The organism is Erythrobacter sp. S43, assembly GCF_057364955.1.
In genome coordinates this window covers 796,748-819,131 of record NZ_CP200285.1, presented here as the reverse complement: position 1 = coordinate 819,131, position 22,384 = coordinate 796,748, and the positions used below count along the sequence as shown (strand labels likewise).

Here is a 22,384-nt window from a genome sequence, read left to right as displayed (position 1 = left end):
TGTAAGTGGCATCCGTCATAGCCATCTACTTATCAGCTATCTGTCGCAATCGACGGTCACCGCTTCCACAATCGGAAGCCTTTCCTTCAGTTCCGCCTCTTAGTCGCAGCCGGGTCAATTCTGGCGCGCTGCATTCTCGATTGAAGGAAGTATCAGTGACACATTTCGGCAAGATCAAAAGCTACGACAGCAGCGCGGGCACCGGCTCAATCTATCCTGAAAGCGGTGGAGACGCACTCCGGTTCAGGAAAGCGGACCTCCAGCAGGAAGGCGAGGTGCCCAAGGTCGACCAGCGCTACAGTTACGACACCAGCGAGGTTGATGGCGGCAAGAAGAGCGCGATCAACCTGCAGCACCAACAGAGCAACGAACAGAGCCAGGAAGAACAGGCTCGCAATCAACAGGGCTGACAATGCCCACGCGCCCGGTTCATAATCCTTGTGGACCGGGCCTACATCCCTCCGCGCATGAGAGGAATGGGATCGTGAACCTGGACCGGCTGATCTTTAATCACCAGCTCGCATCGAGGAATGCGAAAGCATCCCGCTCGCTTGTCGATCGCCGCACCTATTTTGATTTGGTTGATTATTACGCCAAGCGAATAGCTAGGTCGAAACGCGACAATGGTGTTTCAGAGACGGCTTGGCTCCGAGACGAACGTACAATTGATCGTCTGAGCGGAGGTGCTTTCAAGGATGGAAAGCCGCCAGCACACTAAGATATGATGAGATGCGGGAAAGGCCTGCAATAGTGCGACCCGAGGGATCTGGGGGCAAGTTGCCTTTTGATCTCCAACTTTTAGCCCCCGCCGCTAGTCGGCGGGGGTTTCTTTTTGTGGTTGATTGTTGCGTGCTTGTGCAAGCGCATCACTGAGATTGGTATATCGATAGGCACCCACCGCATAGCTTCCCACCAGCGTAAGAATAATACCCATCTCACGAAGCTCGGTCATGTCCTGGGCCAATGCCTCACATTGAGAGATATCGACACTGCCGTTTTCGCCCAGAAAGTGGGGATGGCAGCGCGGAAGAAATTTGTCTGGGGTCATGATGTGTCATCCCTCTTGTAGGTTGCGTTTGAAGTCTCCCGGCTGGAATGCATGTGCCTGCTATTGACGCCCAAGCCGGATGCAGTGACGCTCGCGGCGGTCCAGTCACTCATGCCGAGCTTCCGCCAGCGGGACTGGTTGCTTCCGACTGTCGTTTGTCGATAGTCGCGTTCTCGAGGTCCATCTCGATCAAATAGGGCGCTACGAAGCCCGCGTAATCGTCCTTGCGTTGCTGAGGCAGATCCCTCCAGCCCGTGATCGAACCGCGACATTTCTCGTACCCACATGCACATGAACCAGCGAAATGTTCGATCTGGTAATTCCGCATAGCATAGTCGTACGTGGCTTCGTCTCCAGCTGCGATGTCGCGCATCGCGACGATGTTATGGCCGCCAGAATCGTTGAGAATGATGCCGCAGTTCGGATTGCACGAGTGGTTGAATTTGGAACTCAAGCCTGTGTGGAATCCGAACTTGGTTTTGCTGATTTGCGAGGCGTGCGAATGGTTGCTGATCGATCGGTCATCAAGCACCCCCACATAGAGCACGTCGTCTTTGCTGAATGATCCCAAGGCGAAAACGCCTTGGCCGCGGCCATGCGTAGTGCGCTCTTCGATAATTGCTGTCATGTCAGACCCCTCAGACAGCGATGGCATCAGAAGACTGCGCGCTATCGATCATTAGATTTGGGATAGGGTACTGGGCGACACCAAGTTGCTGTCTGGCTTTTCGCAGCAAGCTCGCATGATGATTGATGCAGTCGAGTTGCGCAGCCGCGTCTCCTGCCATTGCGGCATTCATCAGAGCGATCTGGTGATCATAAAGAAGTCTATTGAAGTTCAATTCGCTTGCTCCCTAATGCGGGAGCGCGATTGTCTCTCAGTCGAAGAGGCGCATTATTGTGTGCTCTCGATGCAACCGAGATGGTGATGGCAGCCACGTTTTACAAGATGGTGGCGGACTGAAACTAGCCGATCCGATAGCCGCAAGGCCTAACGTCCGCTTTCACCCCCAGAAACTGACTAAGAAGTACAATGCTCGGTCGCCCAAAAGCAGACTGTCAGCTTAGTCTTGATTGCCACGATGATTGAACAGGCTTACGTGGTTAACAGTGAGTAAAGCAGTTCACCGCTACCCGCTGAAAATGCTCCCGGCAGTCCGGCTCTTCGCCAAAGCGCGGCGCGAGGCACTCGAAGCCGGAATGACAGACAATGCGATGGCGATTCATTCGGTTGAGCGCGGAGTTGATCTGCTAGGAATGGCGATCTGCTATCCACACCTCTCCCATGTGGCTAACTATGTTAAAGATCCAAGTGCCGAAATGAGCGTTGCGGCAAAGCTTGCGCTCGCTGACGGTGAACAAGTCGAGGTAGAACACGTGGCTCCTAAGCGTGCTCTTGCTCGTGCGGTGTGTGATCTGATTGAAGGCGGGGCGTCTGATGACGAGGTGACAGCCTATGTTGCAGAGACGTACCGCCTAGTGTTGCTCACACCTGCCGAACGCAGAGCCCTAGATCAGCGTAACCGTTCGCGACTTTGCGGGGAACGGCTTGCCGGAATTGATATGATTTGAGAATCTCTCGAAACGAGAGCTCGCCGTTTCAGCGATCGCACCCTCCGGCAAGATTGCACTGCGCGGGGCGCAGATCCCGCTCGAAGCTCGCAACGTCCGCTTCCAGCTTCACGATTACGCTATCGACTGTTGTCGCCATGTTTTCCGCCTTCGAGTGAGGCGGGAATTCCGCCAGCCGTTTCTCGGTTCTGGCTGGGGCGGATAGGCCCTAGGTTCTACAGACTAGCGGGGCTCTTGGAAAGAACACAGACGATAGCCGCTCCTGAATCATCCAGCGAGTAAAGCTCAATAAAAGCTCTTTCAGAATCCCAAATCCAGTCTGCATAGGACTCGCCTCTAAGGAGGTCGGGCTTCCTTCCCTCGCCCAGTGAGGGGCTAAACAAGTCAATCAACCCCTCTTTGCCTTCCTTGGTATCGAATGCCACTTCGCTTATATCTCCTCGCCGCATTAGGCGATCGCAAAGGATCGTGTCTTGACCGTTGTCGATTGTGATTTCTTGCGCATCATCAGGCAGTGTGATGCCGATGTCAGCGATCCTTTTAGCAACCTCTGCCTGCTCTGCGGCAAGTCGGTTTTGACGCTCTTCTTGTGTTTCTATTTGGGCAATCAAAAGTCCGAGCAAGACCAGTCCTGAGACAATGCATATGCTTAGAACCTTTGGCTTTTTTTTAGCCCAATCCACGTCAAGCCTTTCTTGCTCAAGCAATCGCTCCCGCTCGAGTTGCTCCCTTTCTTCTCTCCGGCGCAATTCTCGCTCACGGGAAGCAGCCATTCGCTTTTCTTCCGTTGAATGCGCAAATTCCAAAGCGTCGTTCAACGAGGCAAAAGTCTGGTCGCCAGAAACGAAGCAATCGAGAACATCGTTTCGCTCAATCTTATAGGCCTTTGCCAGCCAAAGACGGTATTTATCAGATCCAAGGTCGCGCTCGCCGTCAAAGTCACCGTTGACGTCTTCATCCGAGTTACCGACCCGTTCGCGCTTGCCCTTTGGCAGTGCATCATCGGGGGCGAATAGCGCAACAAGCACACCGACTAAAGTTATGAGGCAGGCAACTATAATGTGGTTCTGTCGCCTTTGCATGAGATCGATGTTTGCGACCTCAGCGCCCCCAATACTTCCATATCCTGGAATATAACTTTCCGGTGTGGTTACCCTAACATCCATATTGAATGCGATCAGAACGTAAATCACCCCAATTGTTATTAGAAGAATGCCAAGCCCCTTCAAAACGCCCCCCGCTTTATCTTCCTTGGTTACAGTATTCGACGACGAAGGTTAGACGTTAGTTTATGCTGGCCGCGGAAGGAACCGATAATTGCAGTTTTCAAAGCTTTTCAGATACCTCCCTACCCCTTCCGTTTCGGCCCCAGCCGTCGCTTGAGCTCTTCCTCGACCTCGGCATCTGTCATGTTGGCAGGGTCAATAATGGTTCGCTCGATCGCCGTTACCGCGATCGGGGGTGCGCCCTCATCGTCGCCAACAAGGGCCTGCTTGGGCTTGCCATAGGCGCGATCAAGGATGGCATTGGCAGCGCTTACCCTCGCGGCGGCTGGCTGGTTCTTATCCTGCATAACGGCTGCGAGCGTCTCAAGGGCCTCGGGGGTGTATTCCCTTGCCGCTTCCTTGATGGGTGATTGCACCTTGTTCGGTGTGCCCTTCTTTCGTCCGCCTGTTTTTCTACCCAGCGCCATCTAACCATCCTCTACTTCTAGACGGCTGGCCAATGCCTTTTGCGCCGTGCCGCGCTCTACGGACTTTGCCGCGATCGAGGCTTGAGCCAGCATTATAGTGCGGCTGCATCGTCGTCCTCGTCATTCTGCTTTGCCGGATGGGCCTCGCTCAGTGCGCCTGAGTGTCCAAGGCCGGAGAAGTGAATCCACCAGACATATTCGTGAACAGAGGCGTCAAAGTAGCGCTCCACTCCCTTGATGCCGTGCTCGATGTAGACCTGTTCAAAGCCGACCGGAGGCGGTGGGAGACCGAGCCGCTTCCAATTGGTGCGCCGTCTCTTGATTGGCCTGTCGAGCACAAACCAAGGGGGGTAAGGACTATCGTTCGGCTGGCCTGACATTCCAGCCGTGTGCGCCATGCTGGCGGCGCAGTCTGCTTACACCTCGCCCCTAAATACAATATTCGGGCGGGGGGCTCTAAGGCCCCGCCCGAAGGGTATATTATATATAGAGAGTGTGTGGGGGTATGTTCGGGCGAGTAGTTCGGGGGGATCGGGAAGAGTGTTCGGGGCCTAGTTCGGGAAGCAGTTCGGGGGTCACAGCTTGACCTCCCGAATAACGGTCACATCGCGCGACTTGCTCTTGTTGCGATACGTCTCTGAGACGATCTGCCCCGTTTCAAAGAGACGTTCCATCGCTCGGCGCAGCTTTTTCCTGCTGTATCCCTTGGCCTCCGGCATGTGCTCGAACTGTGTGGGCGCGTAGTTTGGTCCTGGGGATGGCCCGACAAGCCGTCCTTCACCCTGACTCTCCCGTTTCCGCAAGCAGCTCAGAAACGCCTCGTTCTCAGCATTGGCCATAACCGTGTTTCTTAGCTCGGCGGCGCGATCGGCTGGCAAGTCGCTCTCAAGGATGAACATGCTTTCCTGCCAGACAAGGCGGCGCTGTTGACCAATCTCCGCATAGTTAGCTTTGGGATTGGTGAGCGTGCGCACACCGGTCTCCTTGTCGCGATCGAGCACGAATTGAGACCGCACCGCGTTGAGCCATGCCGTCGAGCCGGAATAGGAGTGCTCGCCCTTGCTCGGATGGCCCACGAGTATGACTGCCGCGCCTGTCTCGCCCGCCAGCCGATTTAGAAGATTGGCGAACCGTGTAACCTCGCCCCTGTCATTCTCGTTGCCTGCAAAAAGGTGCGCCACGTTATCGAGCCAAACATGGCGCGCGCCCGTCTCCCTGATGGTTCTCTCGATGCGTTGGAAGAGAGTCGAAGTTGTGAGGCCGTCCTCGGATTTCTCGACGCAAAGCTCATTGCTTAGCTCACCCCTGCGGCTGATCAGATAGAGCTTGCCCGCTAGGCTCGCCATATCGACACCTAGGCCCTCGCAAATGCGCTCCTGTCTATAGTGCATTTGTTCGGGGCCATCTTCGCACGTGATGTAAATTGCGGACGCCGGAGCGATCTTGAGATTGAGGCAATCAATCCCAGCCGCCGCCGCCGTCGCCAATTGTTGGCAAAGCAAGCTCTTGCCGGAACCGCCTACGCCCGTGAAAAGTGTAACCTCTGCGGCTGGCACAAACTCCGAGATTGCGAATTCCTGCGGCTCCGCCTTCTCCTTTGCGAGCTCGGCAAGATCCAATTCGGAAAGGCGCTCAACCGCGCGCCCTTTGATCTCTTCGGCCCCAAATTGCGCGGCGTCGAATGTGTCTTTGTCCAGCGCCGTCATTGCGCACCGCCTTGCATGTGTTCTGCCTTCAAAATGCGATCGAGGACAAGCTCTGGCGCGATGTCCGCAAAATCGGCCTGTGAGCGCGTTTCAAGCGAAAGTGGCTGCGGTGTAGCCAAACGCCCGCCAACGGCCTCAGCGGCTGTTCTCGCGGCGCTCAGGCCCAAATTCTCATCGAGGTGGCAGTCATCATCTGCCGCAATGATCAATTGGCGGTCTGGATAGAGCGCGCGCATGGCCTTGGCGGTGGGCTCAAGGTTCTTTGCACTCATGGCCGCCGCAACCGCGCTCAAGTGGCTGTGTTGCAAGATGTAGGCCGCCGTTCCATAACCTTCCGCGATCACGATAGGCCCAGCCGTAGCGGTGCCGTCTTTGTGGATGATCCCGTGCATCCAGAACAAGCCAGCCGTTCGCCCACCTTTGGCAAACCGCTTGAAGCCATCGGGCCGAATGCGTTGAACATTCCCGATGCGCCAACGGCTGTCGAACATCGGAATAAGCAACTCCTGGCCATGCTGGCGGATGCCGAAACGCGAGATACCTTTGGCCTTGAGATAGGGGTGCTCGGGATTGGCCATCCATGCGCCATCCCAAAGCGCTCGGGCATTCTGAGCGGCCCTGCGCTGATCTGCCTCAATCCGAAGTGCGGCGTTGCGCTTGGCCTTGCGCAACTCGGCATCGAGCGCGCGTCGCTGAGATGGTGACAACGGCTTTGCCTCGCCATCCTCGCGCCAGTTGTCGCTGATACCAAGACGCCAATGCCCAAAGGTTCCGGCTGGTATGTGGTCGAGGAACATGCGCGCCCAGCCATTGCGGCGGTTTTTGTTATCACCCTCGCAGCGAAAGCGGACTAGCGTTCCTGTGGCTAGCGGGCCTGCAATGGGCTCGATCGGCCTCATTCCAGCCGCCTCCATTGCGCCGATGAACTTGTCGATGGCGGCGCTCATTCGTCGCCACCCTCAGCATAAAACGCTTCCCTGTCATCGGCTGTTACTGGCCACTTGGGTTTGCCGTCACCGATGACTTCGACAAAGAACCTCGCGCCGAACTCCGCAGCCTGTCGCGCGCTGCAAAGTAGTAGGAACGGGTCGATAACTTCACCAACCTTTGGCCAATCAGATTGGTGTGCAGCAGACCTGACAACGAGCAGGCCATTCGAGTGCGGGCGAACGCCGATAGTTATGGATTTCATCGCACACCCCCATTCAATCCGCAGGGGCTCGGTGCTTGAATTCCAATGCGTCGGGTGTTATGTCTTTTGACGAAAGAGGCGTGCGAGCTATTGCTTTTTTCAGCCCCGGATTGGTTGCAGCCAGTGCCGGGGCTTCGCATATCTGGAAGAGGGCTCATGCTGCCTCCCCTTCGACGAGGCGCATAAGGTCCTTGGCTGGTATCAAGCTCCTGCGACCGACCTTCACGAGCCGGATTTGCCCTTCGTGAGCGAGATCATACAGCTTTGACTTACCTAAACCTGTGACAGTGCAGGCGTCTGGAATGGTGTAACTAATCGCAGCCGATAGCTGGGGCGGGGGAGTTGATTTGGCTCTCATGCCGCTGCCCCTTCGCTTGTCGACTTAACCAAGCGGCTTTCGAGCCAAGCATCTAAGTCTTGCTGTCGATAGCGCACCGCGCCGCCGAGCTTGGCGTATTTGGGGCCACCACCCATCACTCTCATCCGGCACAGAGTCGACGTTCCGAGTCCGACATAAGTTGCGGCTTGCGCAGTGTCTTTGACTGCTGGGTTGGTCCCTATGATGTTTGCAGCGTTCAATTTGCGTCTCCTTTGATAAGGTGACGCCTCCTTAAGCAGGTTTTTGCCAGTTCTTTCCGTTACAAAAATGCGGAAATTCGGTTTTGAAGGTACGTGACCCTGAAACCCTTAATCGTTTGCCATAACCAACGGAACGGCGCGATGGACTTGGCCATTATTTCTCGCTCCCAGAAGGAGCTTATTAGCCGTGGCTACGATTCCGATTGGATCCGCGTTTTGCGGCCAGAAGATGAATGATCTACAAATGTTCTCCCACCGAGAATTCGGTATATGTTCGTCGTCAGGGGGTGCGATATTGTTGAGACGCAAGTGAAGGTTGATTGCCGCCGCTACATGGATAGTTGGTAACCACTTACCTCGCGTAGCCTTGCGAAGCGCTTCTCTATCGGGCGGATCTTTGAGGCTTTCCTCTCTGCTATGTAGGAAGTCTTTGTAATCGATCACATCAAAGGTAATCGGCGATGTGGGCTTACGATCAATAAATGCAGGGATGCTAACAGTGCCCGTCTCGCCATCCAAGCGATTCAGGTCCCTCAGCCAAATGCCTCCGACCTCAACAGCAGTGCGAAAATCTTGAAACACGTGCTTTAATGAGACGTACAAATCGGCCTCAGATCTCTTTGTGTCTCTTGGACCTCCAGGCTCTGTGCCATCGATCTGGAATTGCCTACGACGAGAATATGCCTCAAGCGCTTTAATCGCCGTTCTGTAACGCTTTGGGCTTCTGCCAGATGGCGGGCGGGCCGCAAGGCACATTAAAATGGCCATCCCGACTTCCCCTTGGGGGACCGCCACGCCCTCAAAGTCAGGCATTCTTTTGATCTTCATTCCCGCGCCCTATCCTCAGAAAGCTCTTGTAGCTCTATATGCCTGCCGCCGAAGTCACCTGCATTTGATTCTCGGGATCTGAAATGGCGCATCCAGGACCAAAGTCACGCAATCCCAAGCCCATGTTTGGACCTGTCGTTATCGCATCCTCAGTGCACTCGCCTTCAAAGTCCTCGTCAAGTTCTATATCACTGTCGCCATCCGCGTGATCCATCAATTCAATTGCAATGGCAACGAAGGCACTCAGCTCTTCACGCGAATGATGGGCTAAGAGATCAACTGCTTTCGACAGGTTTGAGCTCGTGACGCTGCGCGTTTCTTGAGTTATCGATGCTGTAGTCATTGGTTGGCCTCCATTGCCAGTTGGTGATTAGGCCAGCCGAGGGGGTCCATCCCTTTGCTGGCCGCTTTGAAATTCATGCGCCCGCTCTGATCGGTGTGACGTTATCGCTATCGCCAGCCGTGGCGGTTTGCCCATCGCAATAATCCGCCCATGCCTGCATGAGCTTTTGGCGCTTTGGAAGTAGTGCGCCGCGCCGATAGGCTGCCTCGGCTTTGTTGCCGATGGTGTGCGCAAGGGCCATTTCGCAAACCTCATGCGAAAAGCCTGTGCTCTCGGCTGCCCAATCCCTAAAGCTGGAGCGGAAGCCGTGAACAGTAAGGCTCGGCTTGCCCTCACTGGCGGGCATAAGCCGCCGCAATTGCATGAGCATCGCCATATTCGATAGCGCGCCGCCGTGGTGCGAGGGAAAGAGCGGGCGGTTATCAATCTCGCCCTTTGCTTCGGCCAGGGGCAATACCAGCCGCAGCACTTCAACCGCGCGATCTGAGAGCGGAACGGTGTGCTCCTGCTCGGCCTTCATTCGCTCGGCAGGGATAGCCCATAGCGCCTTTTCAAGATCGACCTCGCGCCATCTCGCGCCAATCGTTTCACCTGTGCGCGCTGCGGTCAGGATTGTGAACTCAAGGGCCATTGCTCCGATGCCGTCTAGCTTGCGCAATCGGCCAGTGAATGCGGGGATCTCTGCATAGGGCATCGCGGCGTGATGGGCCTCCTTGCCCAGCCGCTCATTAAGGCGCTTCTTGGCCTTCGTGGGCGCGGTTAGGCTGTGCTCCAAGTGACCACGCCAACGCGCGGGGTTCTCGCCCTCTCGCAAGCCCTTCACCTTTGCGGCGTCCAGAACTCGCTCAATCCGGCCACGCAAGCGGCTGGCCGTCTCGGGCTTGTCTCGCCAGATGGGCTCGAGCGCTGCCAGAACGTGCTTTGTCTCAATCTCACTTACAGGCAGGCCCCCAAAGTGGGGGTATGCGTATGCCTCAAGCGTCGATCGCCATTGCTTGCGGTGCTTTTCGTTCTTCCAGCCATCCTCATTCATGGCGAGAAAGCTCTCGGCGGCATCTTTGAATGTGGTGCCGGAGAATTGCGCGGCCAATGCTTCGCGCTGCAAACGCTTGCGATCGGATTCAGGCACAAGGCCAGCCGCCGCTTGCTTTGACATATCGCGTGCAAGCTCGCGTGCTTCGGCAAGGGTTATGGCATCGGGCCCGCCTGCACTGCCGAGGCCGACCAGCCGAACCTTGCGCGCCTTGCCTTTGGTTACAGTGCCCTTCCAGACCCAACTTCGAGCGCCGCTCGGCTTCACTTGCAGATAGAGCCCACCGCCATCCGCATAGCGTTTCACGTATTCCACACCATCCTTGCCCACGCCCGCCTTGGCATTGCGAACGGTAACGGCGGTTAAGGCGTTGTGCAGTTTGCGGGGCATTCTCGGCTCAGATGTATTAAAAGGCGTACTTTCAATAGCACGGTTAGATACATCTGCAAGCGAATACTGTCGGAGGGTGACGGAAAGTTAGGTTATCAAGTTAATGAAAAATATAGATGAAACAGTCAATCGGGAGCTATGATGGACATTTGTTAGACGGACACCGTCTCCGCCACCTAGTCTTGGGCTTTCCCGAAAACTGAGAACCATCCCGCCAGAACCCCGGAGTTCTGCGCGCTTTCGGCTGTCACTCGGTACTGCGGAGAGGGGCAAAGGTAGAATGACTAGGCCTTTCCGCCGCTGTTTTCTCTATGGGACGTGTCGCTAGTACCGACGACGGGCCATAGTCTCTTTGTGGGTCGTAAGCGGAATCGCCGCTTACTGATCCTTCGAAATCTAATGCTGAAGGTCTTCAATCAGCGCAGCCCAAGCTGCTTGCCGTTGATTGAAATTGGTGAGACTTCATCTCCCAGTTGCCTCGTTGTAACTTGAATCAAATCATTACCAGGGACTGCTCTAATGAAGAGCTGAGCAACGAGCTTCCAATGCGTCTAGAAATGCGCGCATTCGTTTGTTTATGCGCCGATTGGCTGCATGGATTGCAAAGATGCCATATTCTTCGAAGCTTGCGGAAGGGAGAACTGCGGCAAGCTTCTTCGCTTCGAGTGCTTCGTTGACGATGAATTCAGGGAGCCGAACAACACCCAATCCATTGATTGCTGCATCCAGCAAGAAGGCACCTGAGTTAGAGTTCAAGTAAGGCCGAAACTCGACTTTGGCATTCTCGCCGCCAAATCCAAATGACCACACGGTTCGGCGATCAGCGCCAAAATGCAAAAGCTGGTGCGCCATGAGTTCACTAGGCGAAGTGATCTTGCCAGCCAGATCCAGATAATGAGGACTTGCACACATCAAGTGCGAAGTTCTCCCTAGTCTAGTCTGGCTTAATCCTTCCAACGCGCCGGAGGTTATTCGCACAGCGAGGTCATAGTTTTCCCCATTGAGATCAACATTTCGATCGTCAAAGTCCACATTGAGTTGAATTCCAGGGTTTGCCCGAATGAATGCGTAGAGGGTTGGCTGAAGGAAGCTAATGCCAAATTCGCGGGGAAGGCTTACGCGCAATGGGCCAGTTAATCCGCTGGTAGCTTGCCCAAAGTCTACATCCAGATCTTCTGCATCCCCGACCAACGAGACAGCGCGTTGATACAATTCCTGCCCTGCCTTGGTGATCTTCCACTGGCCTGGCTTGCGATCAACAAGTCGGACTGCGTATCGCCCTTCTAACTGCAGAAGGCGTCTGCTGACCGCGGACTTAACGATGCCAAGAACCTCTGCGGCACGCGCAATACTGCCTTGATCCACGACTGCGAGAAAGAGTCTTAGATCTTCGATCTGGCCCATTTGTTGTTCTCAAAAAGTGAATGCGAAAGCCACTTTTTTCGACTTCTTTCACCAAAATTCAACCGCTAACTTGAGGCAACAGCATGCGAAGGTGAATCACAATCCGTACGCGTGCGACGAAACCAACCTGCTCGTTGCTGGCAGCAAGGCAAAACTAGTCTAAGTCTCTGACATGGAAAATTACTCAGAGGTATCCAGGCGCTTGAATACGGGACTCACTCAATGACAAAGACGTCAGTATCATCATCAATCATTGCGGCGAAAGCGCCTGCCAAGGTTAGCCTCGATGAAGGCAAGCAATACTTCTGGTGCAAGTGCGGGCGGTCCAAGACCCAGCCTTTCTGCGATGGTTCCCATGCTGGGACCGGCATTGAACCACTGAAATTCACCGCTAAGGATTCTGGAGACGCGGCCCTTTGCCAATGCAAGGCCACTGCCAATGCTCCATTTTGTGATGGTTCCCATACGAAGTTGGGTAACGCCGATGTAGGAGATCAAGCACCGGAGCCATCTCCTGAGGTTCCGCAAGCGACCCCAACGCCCGAGGAACCAACGGTCGCTCGCATACATGCTCTTGCGCGCGACGGGTTGAGCGAGGTCGGCCACCACGGCGAAATGGGATCCATGGGCGTGCCACGCAAAGACTTGCCGCATTGGGACGATATTCAAGTCTTGCCGGCGCAATTGGCGCGTAAGCCGCTGCTGGACAATATTGATGTCGCAACAGCTACGATTATCGGTCCGCGTGCAAAGAGGCCGCTCGAACTTTCCATTCCGCTTTTTGTTTCCGATATGAGCTACGGTGCTCTTTCCGAAGAAGCAAAAACCGCCTTGGCGCGAGGTGCTGAGCTAGCCGGAACTGGAATTTGCTCGGGTGAAGGTGGCATGTTGCCTGAGGAACAAACTGAGAATTCTCGATATTTTTACGAGTTGGCTTCGGCGCAGTTCGGCTGGGATCCTGCTCTAATGGAACGCGTCCAGGCCTTTCACTTCAAAGGTGGTCAAGGCGCCAAGACGGGAACGGGTGGGCACCTTCCCGGAGACAAAGTGCTGGGTAAAATCGCCGAAGTACGCGGTTTGAATCCCGGGCAAGCGGCTATCTCTCCAGCCACTTTTCCGGATCTTGTTACACCAGCCGATTTCAAACGATTGGCAGATGAAGTGCGAGAGCGATCCGGCGGCATTCCGATTGGCTTCAAGTTATCTGCCAACCATATTGAGGAGGATATCGATTTCGCACTGAAAGCGAGCGCCGATTACATCATCCTGGATGGTCGCGGCGGCGGAACAGGTGCGGCTCCTCTCATTTTCCGCGACCACATATCGGTGCCTACTATCCCTGCGCTTGCGCGAGCGAGGAAGCACCTCGATCAGAAATCTGGTCGGGAGGTCACGCTGGTCATTACGGGCGGCTTAAGGGTTGCAGAGGACTTCACGAAAGCTCTGGCTTTGGGCGCAGATGCTATCGCAGTCAGCAACTCAGCGATGCAGGCAGTTGGTTGCATCGCCGCGAGAATGTGCAATTCAAACAACTGCCCTGTTGGTGTGGCAACGCAAAAGCCCGAACTGCGCAAACGACTGGATGTACAAGTTGGCGCTGAAAGACTGGCTCGCTATTTCGGAGCTTCGGTTGAACTGATGCAAGTCCTAGCAAGGGCGTGCGGTCACGACAGGCTAGCAAGCTTTACCGCCAAAGACATCACCACGTGGAAACGTGAGATGGCTGATCTTAGTGGCATAAGGTTTGGGGGTGTGACCTGAGCAACCTAGCTTCGAATTGACCGGAGACGGGTCGTGAGCGGAATGACCGTTCTCCGGTCCTTTGAAACCTAATGCTGACGTTCGCCGATCGGCCCAAGGGCTGCAATTTCACCAACTCTTTCTCTAGAAGAAGGTCATTCGGGCGGGGTTGAAGGACCAACGGTAAGTCTTGAAAAACTTGCCTGTGCGTAGTTTCCGTCCTCTTTGTCTTTGATCCAGTCGCCAGTTCCGGGACATCCGGCGTACCACATCGATGACCCTGTCCGACTGCTGCATTGGTTGTAGACTCCAGCTTTGAAATAGAGCGAGTCACCACCGTAGGCGTACGGATTGTCCTTGGTGTCAGCACCACGAACAAGACTGCGAGTTTGCCGCACAGTACCAAGCCGTTCGCTGAAGAATGTTAGGTACATCGTGTTGCGATGCACGTTGATAGTGTAGCTGAAGTCTTCACCTAGAGAGATGCCCTTTTCACCGGGGTCCTCTTCACTGTCCCATGTGAAACCAAAAACTGGTACGGCCAAGTCCGTTCGGTCTGGATTATCCCGCTCTAGATTGCGCTCATATGTCCAGAAGACTGATCCAGTCTTATGGCCCGGGTATTTCTTGTAGTAGATTTTGATCGGCTCATTTCCGTAACCAAAGCCGCTCTTGGTGTTTTTGTACTTCACTGCATGGATCTGTCCGATCACCACCGAATAGGCTGGGCGTTTGGACGGATCACCAGCGTTCAAAGATACATGATCGACTCGTAAGGTCGCTTCTAGCTTGCCACCGACTGACGCAAATTTGTCGGAGCCTTTGCGAGCTTCTACCGCGAAGTTGTTCCCCGGATCATGCGTGCCGATGCGTGTATTGGTGCCGCGAAGCATCTGTCGCAATTCGCTGCGCGTATTGCTCGAATTTGCGGTTGTTGGCGCTTTGTTCGGCGCGGAGAAAACCATCCGCCCCTCACCATCCACGTAGAAGAAGTCGGGATGCGAAAAGCGCTGGAGTTTCTTCACAGTGATTTCGTCAGGCTTCCCGTCCTTGTTTTCATCGGTGGGCAGGGTGATTTTCCACTGGCTCAAGTCAAACACGGCCCCAGGTGCCTTGAGGGCATCGCTTTGCGCAATTGCACTGCTGGCGGACCAAAAAGCGATTGAGCTTACGAGCAGTCTGGGGCTCTGGGTGATGATTGATCTTAGTGGACTCATGTTAGTTCCAATCTTTGCGCTGCTTCGCTTCAACAAACCCTGAACGAAAAAGACGCCCCGCCGAAGCGGAGCGTCTTCTTGGACCACAATCTGCATCTCCGGGGAGGAGAATTAGAATCGCAACGTGGTGCCAAAAGTAATGCGACGATCCGGCAGCCCCTGGAAGCACAGGAGTGCCCCGTCGTTCACACAGAACTGTTCGATCTTCGATTTCGTCAGATTTACCCCTTCGACGCCGAAGCTGAGGAAGTCGTTCACATCGTAAACGATACTGCCGTTAAGCTGGCCTCGCGCTGCAGTTGTGACAGGGAAGCCGAGCGTCGAGTTGAGCGAGGCGCCAGCAGCTGTGTCAAGGGTGCGGAAGGCATCACGCCAAGTATAGCGAGCACGGGCCGAAAGACCGTACTTTTCGTAGTAAAGCGTGACGTTGTATGCGTTTTGCGAGAAGTCCAGCAGACCCTGCACAGCTTGGACTGGAGTTGCGATGCCTGGATTGATCGCTTGGAAGATATCTTCGCCGCGACCCGAGTTCGTGTTGGTTGCTTCGCCACCGCCAAAATCTTGATAGGTATAGTTGGCAATGATGCCGAAGCCCGAAGCAAATCCAAGGGTGTCCTCGAACTGACCCAGATCGTATTGGAACGCGATCTCGATGCCGGTCTGAGTCGTCACCGCATTGTCGTTGATGATCGTTTGCAGCGGAACACAGAGACCGTTGCCCGGTACGTTCGAAAGGACGTTGCGATCCGGAACCGGGTTGAAGATGCCGCCGCCCTCACATGGGTCGGTGATATCACGGAAGCCGTTGGCATCCTCAACTGCATCTTCAACCTGCGTCACGAAAAGGTTCGTCCGATCCTTATGGAAGAAGCCGATGCTGATCAGCGAAGACGGTGCAAAGTACCATGCAAGCGAAGCATCATATGACTGCACCGTTTCCGGAGCGAGGTTCGCATTACCCAAAGCCACCGCGTTGTTCGGACCTGTTGGGAACGTCACTGAAAGCGAAAGATCGTTGAAGTCCGGTCGGTTGATGTCTTCGGTGTAACTTGCTCGGAAGATCAGATCGTCGGCCAGGTCAGCGATAAAGTTCACTCGGGGCATGAACTCCGAGTAGTTGCCGCTTGATGTGATCGGTGATGCAACTCCGTTGGCGATCGCGTTGCCGAATGAGTCGATACTTGTGTCAACCCAACGGAAACCAATATTGCCGCGAACTGGACCTGTTTCGAAATTCAACTGTCCATAAACAGCGTGAGTTTGCTCTTCCACACGGAAGGATGCGCCGAGATTGCCAGTTGCAGTTGGGTCAAGATCGGCGAGTAGACGGCCACCATTAGCGATTGCCGCCTGGCCGCCTGGAGTTGCGTCTAGAGCCGCCTGCAGCTGAGCGAACACAGCGTCGCGGTTCGAGAATGCTTGATTGGGATCGATTACCACGAAGTTGCGGAAGGCAAGCTCGCGGCCATCGAATGCACCAAAGTTGTCAGGGCCAGGTACAATCAAACCGCTGAGAGCTGAACCGCTCGGGCTATTGGCAATCGCCCCGGTTCCGAAGGTAGAACGCAGCTGATTAAACTCGGTCGAGCTGTCGTTGTAGCGATATCCCAGATCAAGCGACGTCAAGAAGCTGGTCAGTCCATCCAGATCAAGCGAGGTGTCGATCCGGAATGCATCTTCTTTGTTTTCCGTGGTGTTGTTGCTGTTTGTGACTGCATCCAGCACCGTGTTTGCCGGGTTCAGCAGGTCCGCAACAGTCGGCGCAAAAGGTGACGCGAAGTCGATGCCAAACGTTAGGGCGCCGCCTGAAAGGTCATAGATGAACGGCACGCTGTTATCATTGCTTGAGCCATCAAGCGGCGTCAGCGGGTTCGGGTTGATAAAGTTCAGTGTCGTGCTGAGGTTCGGGTTCGACGTATCCGAAACCGAACGGGCAAGTTCCACGCGAGTGGTTAGGCGACCGGTCTCAAACTCAGTTCCAAGACGGTAAAGCTCACTCGTGGTTAGGCGCGCGCCCGTATCGCTGGAAAAACGCAAGTTGGGATCGTCATCATCGCGTGCCAGGTTCGGCTGGATTGTACCGGTGAGAGCCGCCTGAATGCTGCCCAAGGCAAGGCCGTCCAATGAACCGAAGTTAATCGTCTCGAACGTGTCAGGCACATTGACGGTGTCCACTGCACTGACACCAGAACCCTGAATACGCGAGCTATCCTGGCGACGTTCTTGATCGTTGTAGATCATGTCAAAGAAGAACATCAGATTATCGCTGGGTGCCCACTCGAGTGATCCGGCGAGGTTGATCGTGTCGTATTCGAAGTTCTCGCGTTCCTGGTTCAAGAACTGGATGTTCAAGAATGGAAAATCCGGGCCAGCTGCACCGGTCGCGGTAACCGCTTGACCAGCGAGGATCGGGTTGTCGCGGTCAACACGGGGGCGGAACGATGTGGCTTCCTGCTCTGTGTAGCTCGCGCTGATGACCAGACCGATTTCACCCGCGCCTGTTTCCCAGACATCGCCAAAGCTGCCGGAGATACGAGGCGTCACGCTTTCTGACAGCTCGCTATATTCACCCTGGGCACGGAACGACAGAATGCGATCGGTGATGTCCAGAGGACGGATTGTCCGCAGGTTCACGGTACCGCCGACCGATCCTTCGATGGTCGATGCGGTCGGCGCTTTGATAACCTCTACCGAGCCGATGATTGCTGGGTTGATGTCTTCAAAGCTGATGCCACCACGTCCTGTGCCCGCAGAGACGGTCTTCACACCATTGATGAGTACCTGGTTGTCATTGGTACCGCGGATTTGGACGCCCGTACCAACGCCAGCCGTACGTGTAATCTGCACGCCCGTAACGTTCTCAAGAACTTCTGCGAGGTTCTGGTCAGGCAGTTTACCGATGTCTTCCGCCTGAATAACCTCAATTAGACTATCGGCATTACGTTGCTCTTGCAGCGCGCTTTGCAATGAAGAGCGGATGCCAGTGACGATGATCTGGTTGCCTTCGCCTTCGGAGACTGCCTCTTCATTATCGGCATCTTGCGCAAAGGCGGCGCTGGGCACCATAGCCAAAGCGGAGCCTGTCAGTAGCGCGGCGTAAAGACGTGAATGTTTTGCGGACGAGCTTCCGCCCCCGGACCGATAACCCATTTCTCTCTCCCATCACCAATTGTTTGGTTGATGGCGCAAAAGGTATTTGGCTTAGAGAAAGAGTCAACCAAATTTGCAGCCAAGAAGCGCCATAAATGCATACCAATAGATAAACCGAATATATTACAACACTATAGAAGTGAATCTCGATGTGGATAGGCGCTCTCTTTGCTTCGTCTGTGGTTCCGACCTGTGGCAAATCCGCACCGAATCTGTGGGCGATCCATTGGTGAATGGCATGTGCTTTTGGGCAGCGCTCTTCTTGAATCCTCCTCTAGAAGCGGGGTTGCTCCTCGTGATTTTCGGCCATTCCGCCCAGGGTGGCGATTGCTGATTTCAAATTGGTATGATCGAAAAATTGGTATTGGCATGCAAAGAAGGTTGACAACTGGGTTGGCGCTATTCACGTTCAGCCAATACAGATTCTTGGGAGGGAACTATGACTTCAGGGGGCGTGCGCGCCGGCGCACTTTCACGCATTTCGTTTTCGGCATCGCTTCTGGCCGGTGCCGCGCTTATCTCAGCGCCACTTGCCGCACAGGATGCGGCTGACGAAAGCAATGAAGGTGCACAGGTTGCTGAAGGCGAAGGTGACGAGATCATCGTCACTGGTTTCCGTGGAACCATCCAGAATTCGATCGACGAGAAGCGAAACTCGGTCGAGGTATTCGATGCGTTGTCAGCGGAAGAGCTGGGGGACATTCCCGCTCTGTCGATTGGTGAAGCGCTTGAAACATTGACTGGTGCTGCGTCTCACCGTGAGCAAGGTGGTGCCACCGAGATTTCGATCCGCGGGCTTGGTCCTTTCCTTAGTTCGACCGTGATCAATGGCCGGGTTGCAACAAACGGCAGTGGCGACCGGTCGGTCAATTTCAGCCAGTTCCCTTCCGAGCTATTCCAAAAGGTTGGTATCTACAAAACGCAGGCTGCCAGCTATATTGAAGGTGGTGTGGCTGGGCAGATCGTGCTCGAGACTGTTCGCCCTGTCGATTATGGCAAGCGCCGTGTTCAAGGCGAGCTGAAGGCTGCCATCAATCCCGATAACCTTGATCTCGACGAGGCGCAGCGTTTTCAGGATATCGGCTATCGCGGCACCATTAGCTATGTCGATCAGTTTGATGTTGGTGATGGCCAGTTTGGTATCTCAATCGGTTATCAGCGCAACAACACGACCAACCCAGAGCAAGAGGCAAATGTCTCAAATACAATCCGCGCGTGCGTGCTTGATCCAAGCACAACCAGCGATGGTGTGTTTGACGATGGTAACTGCGACACAAGCAGCAGCACTATTGCCGGACTCCGCGATGGCAGCGTCAATCTACCCTTTGTGATTGCGCGTAATAGCTACTCGTTCCGCCAGAACATCACCGAAGATACACGTGATGCGGTGTTTGCTGCGATCCAGTACAAGCCAACGCCGGATGTCGATATCAATGCAGACTTCCAATATTCTAAGCGTCTGTTTGCGGAACAACGCAGTGATTTGAACTTCGCAGAAGGTCGCCGGATTGATGGCCCTGGTGATGCCAACGCGATCCCCGGATTCCCGCTTCTCTTCACGGAGACTGGGGCTCTGCGTCAATTCACCGGTGAGCAGCGTATCGAGGCTGTCAGTGAATATCTTGAGCGTGACGAGGAGTATTACGGTGGCGGCCTTTCGCTTGATGCGCAAGTCACCGATCGCCTGAGAATCTCTCTTGATGCTTCATATTCGCAGACCCAGCGTATTGAGGAAGCGGTGCAAATTCGGTTCCGTACCGAAGATAATGAAGACATCACAGGCGCGGCCGTGTGGCCCAATGCATTTGAAAGCGATGGCAGCTCGACCAATGACCGCGTTGAAACGGCTGTTTTGATCCAGCAGAACGGGTCAGAGGCGCTCAACTTTGTCACACAGAACTTTGATGTGACCAACCACGATTTGTTTGCCAACGATCCCCGTCTTCGAGCCGATCTAGAGCAAGATCGTTTTAACAGCGTATGGGCCGTTCGTGGTGATGTGGACTACGAACTTGGTGGCTTCTTTACCAACGTGCTTGCCGGTGCGCGGTATCAAGAGCTGATTTATCGCGATGTTCCTGGTGCACAGCGCGGCCTGAGCCGGTTTGAGAACACTTATAACGATACAGATGGTTCGGGCGCCCTACAGGCGGCCAACCGTGAATGTCGTACAAACTTTGCTGAATCCGGTTTCCTTTCTTCGGTATCTGGTGGCAACCCGCTGATCACGAACGTGGATTCGAATGGCAACGTTCTGGGTACGTCGAATTCATACGCGACCTTTGACGCGCTTTGCATTGCGCGGGTTCTGGAGCGAGAGGATCCCTCAGGTCTGTCGTTTGACGAAGACGGCCGTCCGATATTCCCGATCGGCGACTTCGACTCGATCGACAACACGGACGTTCAGGAAGACACTTGGGCTGCCTATGTCCAGGCGAATTTTGATGCTGATCTTGGAAGCACGCCTGTTCGCGGCAACATCGGCGTTCGCGTTGTTGGCACCAACATCAGATCGACAGGTTTCCGTTCAGCCCTTGACGTTGTTTTCACTGCAGCGGACCCCAATGATCCGAACTCTGCCGACGAGTTCGTTCTGGTGCAGGACACTTCCACTCTAGTTAGCAACGTGACCAAGGGCTCATATACCGAGTTTCTGCCGAGCCTGAATGTGGTCGCTGAGTTCAATCCGGAGCTTCTGGGGCGTTTTGCAGTGTATCGTTCTCTGTCACGCCCAGATCCGTCTGACCTCGGCAATGGCCGCACCTTCAACACAAACAATGATGAATTCACTTCGGCTGAACTCGCACTCGCGGGCGGCGTTGATAGCGTGAATGCGACCGGGAACCCGGCCACAAATCCGCTGCTTTCGTGGAACATCGATGCGGGTCTGGAATGGTATCCGAATGAGGACACCATCCTTGCCTTTAACGCCTACTACAAGAGCTTTAATGGCGGTTTTGAAACGGCCGCAATTACGGAAACATTCGACATTGGTGGCGGCCCGATCGACTTGCCGGTTCTAACCGTCCAAACCACGGACGAAACCAGCACAATCTACGGCGTCGAAATCACCGCGGCGCACCGGTTTAGCTATCTTCCAGCGCCTCTGGATGGGCTGGGCTTCAAGCTGAGCTACAACTATGCGGACTCGGACTTCGAGTTTGAGGATGACTCGCTCGGGGCTATTACAACGGTCGCAGCTGATGGAACGCGCACAACCAGTAGTGGCCTGATCGTACCTTCGAACTTGTTCGGCTTCTCTGAGCATGTGCTGTCTGCGCAGGCCTACTACGAAATTGGACCGTTCGATTTCCAAGGTGTCTACAAGTATCGTAGCAACTACTTCCAGCAGTTCGTTTCGACCCCGGGCCGTGTTCGCTATGTAGACGATGTAGGTGTTTTCGAAGCGCGTATCTCGTTCACGTTGAATGACAATGTCCGCATAACGGCGGAGGGGATCAACCTCTTCAACGAGCCACGTCTGAACTACCGCGGCGCACCTGACGACTTCGGTGCAATCCAAGTTTACGGGCCGCGTTACTTTGTTGGCGCACGGGTCAAGTTCTGACCCAGGCGATGCTGTCGCCGCACGTGGGGGCTTGCGGCGGCAGCACATCATTTTGACTGGTGGAGGCAGCGCTCTTAAGGAGTAACTAAGACGAAGTGGTAGGCCACAACTGGCAAAAGGCATGACATGACCGGTAAGCGACTTTTCCAATCAGTAGCGGAGCAGATTGCGGACTTGATCGATGAGGGCGCATTCCCTCCTGGCACGCGGTTGCCTGGAGAGAGGGAGCTTGCCGAACGATTGGGGGTCAGCCGGGTGACGATCCGGGAGGCAGAGATTGCGCTACAGGCTGTTGGCAGGCTTGAGATCAAGACTGGATCGGGAGTTTATGTCAGTGAAATCCAGCCAGACAATCAGGGCAGTTTGCCAACTGCCAGTGCGTTCGAGGTGACGGAAGCGCGTTTGCTGGTTGAATCTGAAACCGCTGCTCTGGCTGCTCATCACATCACTGACGAGAATATTGCTCGGCTTGAGCAGCTTATTGAGCAAATGCGGACCGGAGATGAAGAGGCCGCCAACGAGGCGGACGAACAGTTCCATCGTACTATCGCTGAGGCATCTCACAATGCAGCGATGGAGCATACGATGAAAACGCTCTGGCGTATGCGTGAGGACTTGCCCGAGGTGAAGGCAACTTACGAGGCGGTTTGCATTCACGATGCAGAATCCCGAACGGCAGAGCATGAAGCGATATTCGTCGCATTGCGGGATCGTGACCCGGCCGCAGCGCGCAATGCGATGCGCGAACACTTCCAGCGATTGATCGAAGCTATGCTGGACGCCACCGAGCGAATGGCGCTCGAAGAAGTGCAAGAGAAGGTCTCACAAAGCCGCAAGCGTTTCACTGCGGCCGCCAAAATTGGATAGATACTTGTTTCATACCAAACCATACCAATTAATATGCCAGATTGATTGACAATC

At 54.8% G+C, this 22,384-nt stretch carries 21 protein-coding genes and 1 pseudogene; 6 read left to right on the top strand and 16 right to left on the bottom strand.

What is annotated here, in order from left to right; translation table 11 throughout:
* Positions 1–155 precede the first annotated feature (155 nt).
* Positions 156–410, top strand: coding sequence for a cold-shock protein (locus AC0V6K_RS03985; RefSeq protein WP_472625019.1), 255 nt, complete (start codon positions 156–158; stop codon positions 408–410).
* A gap of 401 nt (positions 411–811) precedes the next feature.
* On the opposite strand, the gene AC0V6K_RS03980 is transcribed toward AC0V6K_RS03985, so the two are convergent.
* Together AC0V6K_RS03980 and AC0V6K_RS03975 are read right to left on the bottom strand one after the other, a co-directional pair.
* The gene (locus AC0V6K_RS03980) at positions 812–1,048 is read right to left on the bottom strand and encodes an amino acid kinase family protein (RefSeq protein WP_472625017.1); all 237 of its coding nucleotides are present in this window, start codon (positions 1,046–1,048) and stop codon (positions 812–814) included.
* A gap of 109 nt (positions 1,049–1,157) precedes the next feature.
* Positions 1,158–1,676, bottom strand: a complete 519-nt coding sequence (locus AC0V6K_RS03975) for an SET domain-containing protein-lysine N-methyltransferase (protein WP_472625015.1) — start codon at positions 1,674–1,676, stop codon at positions 1,158–1,160.
* Positions 1,677–2,158: 482 nt separating this feature from the next.
* Here AC0V6K_RS03975 and AC0V6K_RS03970 point away from each other — a divergent pair, with 482 nt between their 5' ends.
* Entirely contained in the window at positions 2,159–2,620 is a 462-nt protein-coding gene (locus AC0V6K_RS03970) for a hypothetical protein (RefSeq protein ID WP_472625011.1), read from the top strand.
* Between the two features lie 215 nt (positions 2,621–2,835).
* Here AC0V6K_RS03970 and AC0V6K_RS03965 read toward each other — a convergent pair whose 3' ends face one another.
* From AC0V6K_RS03965 to AC0V6K_RS03910, 12 genes are all read right to left on the bottom strand, one after another.
* A complete protein-coding gene (locus AC0V6K_RS03965) occupies positions 2,836–3,813 on the bottom strand; it encodes a hypothetical protein (protein ID WP_472625009.1) in 978 nt (325 codons plus the stop codon).
* A gap of 155 nt (positions 3,814–3,968) precedes the next feature.
* On the bottom strand, positions 3,969–4,313 hold the full coding sequence (locus tag AC0V6K_RS03960) for a hypothetical protein (protein WP_472625007.1): 345 nt from the start codon (positions 4,311–4,313) through the stop codon (positions 3,969–3,971).
* A gap of 92 nt (positions 4,314–4,405) precedes the next feature.
* Positions 4,406–4,711 carry a hypothetical protein gene (locus AC0V6K_RS03955; RefSeq protein WP_472625005.1) on the bottom strand — a complete coding sequence of 102 codons (306 nt, stop codon included), beginning with the start codon at positions 4,709–4,711 and terminating at the stop codon, positions 4,406–4,408.
* A 177-nt stretch (positions 4,712–4,888) separates the two neighbouring features.
* The gene (locus AC0V6K_RS03950; RefSeq protein ID WP_472625003.1) at positions 4,889–6,019 is read right to left on the bottom strand and encodes an AAA family ATPase; all 1,131 of its coding nucleotides are present in this window, start codon (positions 6,017–6,019) and stop codon (positions 4,889–4,891) included.
* Entirely contained in the window at positions 6,016–6,966 is a 951-nt protein-coding gene (locus AC0V6K_RS03945; RefSeq protein WP_472625001.1) for a toprim domain-containing protein, read from the bottom strand. The genes AC0V6K_RS03950 and AC0V6K_RS03945 overlap by 4 nt, the downstream gene beginning before the upstream one ends.
* A complete protein-coding gene (locus AC0V6K_RS03940; RefSeq protein ID WP_472624999.1) occupies positions 6,963–7,211 on the bottom strand; it encodes a hypothetical protein in 249 nt (82 codons plus the stop codon). The genes AC0V6K_RS03945 and AC0V6K_RS03940 overlap by 4 nt, the downstream gene beginning before the upstream one ends.
* A 154-nt stretch (positions 7,212–7,365) precedes the next feature.
* Positions 7,366–7,569 carry a helix-turn-helix domain-containing protein gene (locus AC0V6K_RS03935; protein WP_472624997.1) on the bottom strand — a complete coding sequence of 68 codons (204 nt, stop codon included), beginning with the start codon at positions 7,567–7,569 and terminating at the stop codon, positions 7,366–7,368.
* A complete protein-coding gene (locus tag AC0V6K_RS03930; protein ID WP_472624995.1) occupies positions 7,566–7,790 on the bottom strand; it encodes a helix-turn-helix transcriptional regulator in 225 nt (74 codons plus the stop codon). Before AC0V6K_RS03930 ends, AC0V6K_RS03935 begins: the two co-directional genes overlap by 4 nt.
* A gap of 108 nt (positions 7,791–7,898) precedes the next feature.
* Positions 7,899–8,618, bottom strand: coding sequence for a hypothetical protein (locus AC0V6K_RS03925; RefSeq protein ID WP_472624993.1), 720 nt, complete (start codon positions 8,616–8,618; stop codon positions 7,899–7,901).
* 34 nt (positions 8,619–8,652) lie between these two features.
* Positions 8,653–8,961 carry a hypothetical protein gene (locus AC0V6K_RS03920; protein WP_472624991.1) on the bottom strand — a complete coding sequence of 103 codons (309 nt, stop codon included), beginning with the start codon at positions 8,959–8,961 and terminating at the stop codon, positions 8,653–8,655.
* 73 nt (positions 8,962–9,034) lie between these two features.
* Positions 9,035–10,384 carry a tyrosine-type recombinase/integrase gene (locus AC0V6K_RS03915; RefSeq protein ID WP_472624989.1) on the bottom strand — a complete coding sequence of 450 codons (1,350 nt, stop codon included), beginning with the start codon at positions 10,382–10,384 and terminating at the stop codon, positions 9,035–9,037.
* Between the two features lie 516 nt (positions 10,385–10,900).
* Positions 10,901–11,788 (bottom strand): LysR family transcriptional regulator, encoded by an 888-nt coding sequence (locus AC0V6K_RS03910; RefSeq protein WP_472624987.1) that lies wholly within the window; start codon positions 11,786–11,788, stop codon positions 10,901–10,903.
* Between the two features lie 222 nt (positions 11,789–12,010).
* Here AC0V6K_RS03910 and AC0V6K_RS03905 point away from each other — a divergent pair.
* Positions 12,011–12,226, top strand: a pseudogene (locus tag AC0V6K_RS03905) (CDGSH iron-sulfur domain-containing protein); the annotation flags it as partial.
* A 150-nt stretch (positions 12,227–12,376) separates the two neighbouring features.
* Positions 12,377–13,549 (top strand): FMN-binding glutamate synthase family protein, encoded by a 1,173-nt coding sequence (locus AC0V6K_RS03900; RefSeq protein WP_472626011.1) that lies wholly within the window; start codon positions 12,377–12,379, stop codon positions 13,547–13,549.
* Positions 13,550–13,683: 134 nt separating this feature from the next.
* On the opposite strand, the gene AC0V6K_RS03895 is transcribed toward AC0V6K_RS03900, so the two are convergent.
* Both AC0V6K_RS03895 and AC0V6K_RS03890 read right to left on the bottom strand, forming a co-directional pair.
* Positions 13,684–14,628 carry a polysaccharide lyase family 7 protein gene (locus AC0V6K_RS03895; protein ID WP_486172557.1) on the bottom strand — a complete coding sequence of 315 codons (945 nt, stop codon included), beginning with the start codon at positions 14,626–14,628 and terminating at the stop codon, positions 13,684–13,686.
* Positions 14,629–14,856: 228 nt separating this feature from the next.
* The gene (locus tag AC0V6K_RS03890) at positions 14,857–17,895 is read right to left on the bottom strand and encodes a TonB-dependent receptor (protein ID WP_472624983.1); all 3,039 of its coding nucleotides are present in this window, start codon (positions 17,893–17,895) and stop codon (positions 14,857–14,859) included.
* Positions 17,896–18,334: 439 nt separating this feature from the next.
* Between AC0V6K_RS03890 and AC0V6K_RS03885 the strand changes: the two genes are divergently transcribed.
* Positions 18,335–21,463 carry a TonB-dependent receptor gene (locus AC0V6K_RS03885; RefSeq protein ID WP_472624981.1) on the top strand — a complete coding sequence of 1,043 codons (3,129 nt, stop codon included), beginning with the start codon at positions 18,335–18,337 and terminating at the stop codon, positions 21,461–21,463.
* Between the two features lie 126 nt (positions 21,464–21,589).
* The gene (locus AC0V6K_RS03880) at positions 21,590–22,330 is read left to right on the top strand and encodes a FadR/GntR family transcriptional regulator (RefSeq protein ID WP_472624979.1); all 741 of its coding nucleotides are present in this window, start codon (positions 21,590–21,592) and stop codon (positions 22,328–22,330) included.
* The last annotated feature ends 54 nt before the right edge of the window (positions 22,331–22,384 follow it).